Source organism: Mesorhizobium sp. M1A.F.Ca.IN.022.07.1.1, assembly GCF_003997575.1.
In the GTDB taxonomy this organism is placed as follows: Bacteria; Pseudomonadota; Alphaproteobacteria; order Rhizobiales; family Rhizobiaceae; genus Mesorhizobium.
Map to the genome: position 1 here is coordinate 1 of NZ_RZST01000404.1, position 4,731 is coordinate 4,731.

General features: G+C 64.4%; 3 protein-coding genes. 1 reads left to right on the forward strand and 2 read right to left on the reverse strand.

Annotated features, from left to right (window positions below; translation table 11 throughout):
* Positions 1-459, forward strand: a 459-nt coding sequence (locus EOA75_RS28980; RefSeq protein ID WP_206517052.1) for a hypothetical protein, incomplete at its 5' end; no start/stop codon positions are given.
* On the opposite strand, the gene EOA75_RS28985 is transcribed toward EOA75_RS28980, so the two are convergent.
* Both EOA75_RS28985 and EOA75_RS28990 read right to left on the reverse strand, forming a co-directional pair.
* Entirely contained in the window at positions 456-2,594 is a 2,139-nt protein-coding gene (locus EOA75_RS28985; RefSeq protein ID WP_127325764.1) for a hypothetical protein, read from the reverse strand. The genes EOA75_RS28980 and EOA75_RS28985 overlap by 4 nt on opposite strands.
* Positions 2,594-4,528 (reverse strand): phage tail tip lysozyme, encoded by a 1,935-nt coding sequence (locus EOA75_RS28990; protein ID WP_127325765.1) that lies wholly within the window; start codon positions 4,526-4,528, stop codon positions 2,594-2,596. The genes EOA75_RS28985 and EOA75_RS28990 overlap by 1 nt, the downstream gene beginning before the upstream one ends.
* Between the last annotated feature and the right edge of the window lie 203 nt (positions 4,529-4,731).

Here is a 4,731-nt window from a genome sequence, read left to right on the forward strand (position 1 = left end):
GTCTCGGGCAGGAGCAATTGCCTGGGGCGAGATCTGCCGCCCTTTCCCTCGGTCACGATCCGCATTATGTTCCGCGCCGTGAGCGCTGTGCAGCTATATCCGCCGATCGCACTCGCCGCTGTGGCGAGCTTCCTTTGGATATTGGTCGCCTATCGCCTCTACAAGAGGGACTTGGTAACCGGACCAAAAGAAAGCCCGTCTCTCCACGATATATGGTATGTGCTCCCGCTTGTCCCGACAGCGCTCTATTTTTGGGCTACGGGCGGCCTTGAGGCTAAGAGCACGACGTTCATTCACATCTTTTTCTGCACCCTTTGCGGCATCGCGTTCGCCATCCTCATCGTGGGCGCGTTCCAGATGGCGTTTTACAGCCGCAGCCTACAGAAGCGCACCCGCGTCATCATAGGTGCGGAAGGCGTCTTCTTTCTCGGCCTTTTGGTGTGGAGCGCCCTGGCTTAGCGGGTCGCTTGGGGGCCTGCCAGCAGCAGGGCTCGGGCGATGCCCTCGACTTGCTTCGGCTGTATCTTCGTCCCGCTACCGGCCCGCAAAAGCGCGTCGAGCACCGCGCTCTGCTGCGGCCCGCCCGTTAGGGTGCGAGCCATATCCGATATCGCTTTCTGGTTTCCGCCATTGTTGAGCGCGTCAATCACTCGCTCGACTGCCTTCGTTCCGGCCGCGCGCGCTGCGCCTCGGGCGCCCCCGGCAATAAATCCCTCCCGAACACCGAAGCCGCGACTGCCACCGCCCGCGATAGCATCCTGAGCGGCGATGCGCGCCGCTGTCTCGGAATTGCGCGTGACGATGTTCGACGTGTCTGCAAAGAGCCGTTCCCGGTCGAGCAGGTCGATGATCGCATTGGCCTTGTCCTGGCCGAACAGCGTCGACAGGCGCGCACGGTTCCAGTCGCCTTCGCCCTTGATCAGACGCTGAAGCGCGACCCTATCGTTAGCATTGGTACCGACAATGCGTTCAATCTCGGCACGGGCGCCCTCACGAAGACGGAGGGGCACGGCCGAGGGGCCGATTTGTAGCCCTTGCGGCAGAGCGCCCTGCCGCACTTCATCGGTAAGCTCATCAGGTCGCGGCGCTTCTCGCCCACTGGAAAGGACAGACTGGCCCCTCTGCACAGCTTCTTTCTGCCTCGCCAACTCGGCATACTGGGCGTCCACTTCCTTGATGTTCGGCACCTTGGCCGCCAGTTCGTCATCAATCGCTTGCCGAGCCGTCTGAAGCGCATTCAGATGGTTGCTGCCTTGCGCCGTTTCCAACAGATCGTCGACCGCTTGGCGGGCGTTCAGCAACGTGCCGGCGTCATGGATCAGGCCACCAGGTGCCGGCTGGCCGAGTGCACGGGCGCGCGCAATCTCTTCGCCGGTCGGAACATAGTCCAGCATCGACCGTACGCGCTGGATGCCTCGCTGTGCATCTCCACGCAGCGTTTGCGCCTCGGCATCGAGATAGCGGGCGATCGGCGCGGCATCGATGTCGGAAGCCTCTCGCAATACCTCTCGGTATTGCGGCTGAAGGTTCAGTTGGTTTCGGTTTGCCCGATCGATTATGCGCGATGGCGTCGGGGCTTCGCCAAGCGTGTCGTTCAGCGTCGAGCGGATGCGCCAGTTCGCATCGGCGTCACGCGCGCTAATCGCATTGCGCACGATAGCTTTGCCCTCACCAGGGGTCGCGGCGATTGCGCCCGCCGTATGCCGAAGGTTTGGCCCGAGATCCATCAGCATGCCGTCATCGCCGAGCGACAACGCGACCGGATCTATCGCGTCCTGACGCGCTGCATCAGCCAGAACGCCGACGGCCTTCTTGTCGAGCCCGAGAGCTTTGGCGATGGAATTCAGCTTCAAAGTGTCGGCAGCAGCCTTGACACCACGGCCGATCAGAGGGCCGACCATCTGACCGGCCAAACCGCCTCCCATGCCGATCAGCCCGCCCTTCTTGATTTCGTTCGGGTCACCACCAGATCGAACAGCGGCGTCCGTCGCCCCAATCAAACCGCCAGTGCTGCCGGCTGCAATCAGGCCAGGAGTGGTGGCCAAACCGGCGCCGAATACCTCCGGTGCTGCCAAGACGGCCGGCGCCGTTCCCATCACGGCACCCGCGACATTGCCAGCGGTGCGGGCATTGGGATGCGCAGCGCGACTTTCGTCCACCATCTCCTGCATCTGGTCATGAACTTGCGAATACGGCTGACCGGAAATTAGAGACCCGAGGCCGGCTGCCGCTGTCGTTTGGGCTCGGTCGAGCAGCGGCCCTGCTATCGGCACGCCTTCCATAGTCGAAGTCAGAGCGGTTCCTCCCGCCCCCAAGTCCATCGGGGCGTAGGCTGGGATGCCGGCCGGCTGCAGTGTCGTTTGGTCGATGCCAGCAGCGGCGCGCTTATCCTCGGGCGTCATGCCGTGCATCTTCTGAGCAAGCGCGATCCCAGCTTGAGCTCGCGATGCAGCTCCGCTGTCGGCTGCGGGGCCGACGACGCCGGGCAGCGACTTGGCAATCTCGTCGACCGCCGCGTTCTGCTGTTCCGGGGTCATCGACAAAAACGCGTCGTCGACCTGCACCTTACGACCTTGGATGTTGAGCGTAGGCATCAGGGCTCAATGCTCCACTTCAAGCCGTTGCTCGTGGTTCCGCCGCCAGTACCGGCCGGGGTGGCAACCGTCCCGGAACCGCCGGTCTTGATCGCGTCGACCATCTGGCGGATGCGCGACAGCTTGTCGTCTAGCGACGCTTTCGCCTCTCCGGGCTTTGGCGTCAGGATGGCCGCCTGGTTCTCGACTTCGGCCGGCGCCGCCGTCGCGCCGGACACGCTGTAGAGGTAGGACGCGATGATGGTGCGAAGCGAGTTCGACGCCCGCTGATACTCGGGCGATTTCAGGTATTCGGCGCCATAGTCCGAGCCGTGCGGGATCGCCGACAGTGCCTGATCCTTCGGATTGGACAGGGCGGCGAAGTTCTGTTCGACAATCTGCATCTCGGGCGCCACGACCGAATACAGCTTGTTGTCGCGCTGCTGCTGCTCGTTTGGCGGCTTCTGCTTCGCACCGGTCAAAGGCAGAATGCCGGCGTTTCCGGTCCGCGCGGGATTGGCCGCGCGCGGGCTGGTGGGCGCCTGCGGCTGAACGTCGGGCGCTGGCGCTGGACTCGGGGTAGGCGTGGCCGACGGCGCCGCGGGAGGAGGCGGTGCGGCAGCCTTGGGCGGTGTGACAGGCATTGCCGGACCGCCGGCGGACGCCTGTCCAAACACACCCTGCGGCGTCAGGAAGAGCAATTCGCCGTTCGGACCACTGATCGTCTTGCCTGCGGCGAGTTGCTGCGCCTGCTCGACGGTGAGGCCGCCCTTCTCGGGGCCGGCGTCCATTAGTCCGTTGAGCGCCTGAGCCTCGACAGAATTGCCGGTGAAACGGAACTGACCGGCATTCGCGCCACCGATGCTCACGGCTCGCGTCTCGCCCGTACGCTTGTTGTACAGAGTCCGCTCGTCGAGCTTTTCCCAATCGGTCTGCTGCCCGGTGTAGACGGGCTCGTGCGTCTTGGGGTCGACCAGGACGCCGCCCACTTCGATCGGCTTGCTTTGCTCGGCTGCGAACTTCTCCCGGTCGAAATCGAGGCGTGCCTTGTCGCCCGGCTCGATCTGCGGGTTGCGCAGCTTCTCGACTTCCAGCCGGTTCTTTTCCAGTTCGAGTTGCGTGGCCGGGTTCGCCTCCTCGAGCTTCTGTTTGAGCATCAGGTTGACGACGCCACGCTGCTGCTCGGAGAGGCGGGGATCCTGCGATGCTTGCAGGAGCTGTTGCAGGCTCGGGCCGCCAGCGACTTGCGTGGGCGCCACCTGAGCCGTCTGAGGGATAGCAACGGCCGGCGCGGGCACGGCGGCCCGCGGCGACTGGACCGGCTTAGCGACCGCCGCCGGGCTGTCCGGCACGTTCATCCTGTCCCACTGGTCTTGCGTGATGCCTTTGTTCGCGTATTCCTGCGGCAGTGGCCGCTTGTTCAGCGCCGCCGAGACGCCCGCACCCGGCTCAATGCTTGCCACCTGAACCGGGGCGGCATCAGGGCTAGCGAAACGCGACGCGAAGGAGTTGGCCATGGAAATGCGGCGCGCCGCCTCGCCGCCCGGTCGGTTGTAGCCAGCGAACTTCCAGGCGTTGTTCATGAGACGCTGCGCTTCCTCTGGCGACTTGGCCGCGTTTAGCGCGTCGACCAGGGCGGGGTCTTCTTGCAGGAAGAATTGCGCCTGAAGCTGCGGCGACGGGGCGCTTGCATCGCCGCCGTTGCTGCCGGCAAACGCACGCATGGCCTCGAAGCGAGGACCGCGCCATGACAGGATACCGCCGGCCGTGCCTGCCTGTCCGCTTTCGCTCGGGTCCGACCATGAGCCGAAAGCATTCTTCGGATTGAAGCGGCTTTCAGCGTTCCCGGTCGAGGCGACCGCGGCAAGGCCATAAGGATTGGTGATCTTGGTTTTAACCGTGTCCATAAAGCCGTTGTAGATGTCGTTGCCCGACAGATCCGGCGCGCCGCCCATCGAGCCGCCGCCAAGAGCCGAAGCGACCACATTGCTGGACGAAGCCGATGTCGAGGCAAGCGAGGATCCTCCGCTACCGCCGAACAGCGCTGAGAACACGTCGTTACCGCCCTTGCGCCAATCACGTTCGGCCGCCGTTGCCTTGCTGTCAGCCAGCCTGTAGCCGATCGCCTCGCCAAGCGCGTTGAGGCCCTGCCCAACCG

Bases quoted from the DNA above. Each gene is read 5' to 3' on its own strand.
- EOA75_RS28985 (WP_127325764.1), bottom strand. From the start codon at position 2,594: ATGCCTACGCTCAACATCCAAGGTCGTAAGGTGCAGGTCGACGACGCG.
- EOA75_RS28990 (WP_127325765.1), bottom strand. From the start codon at position 4,528: ATGGGCGGCGCGCCGGATCTGTCGGGCAACGACATCTACAACGGCTTT.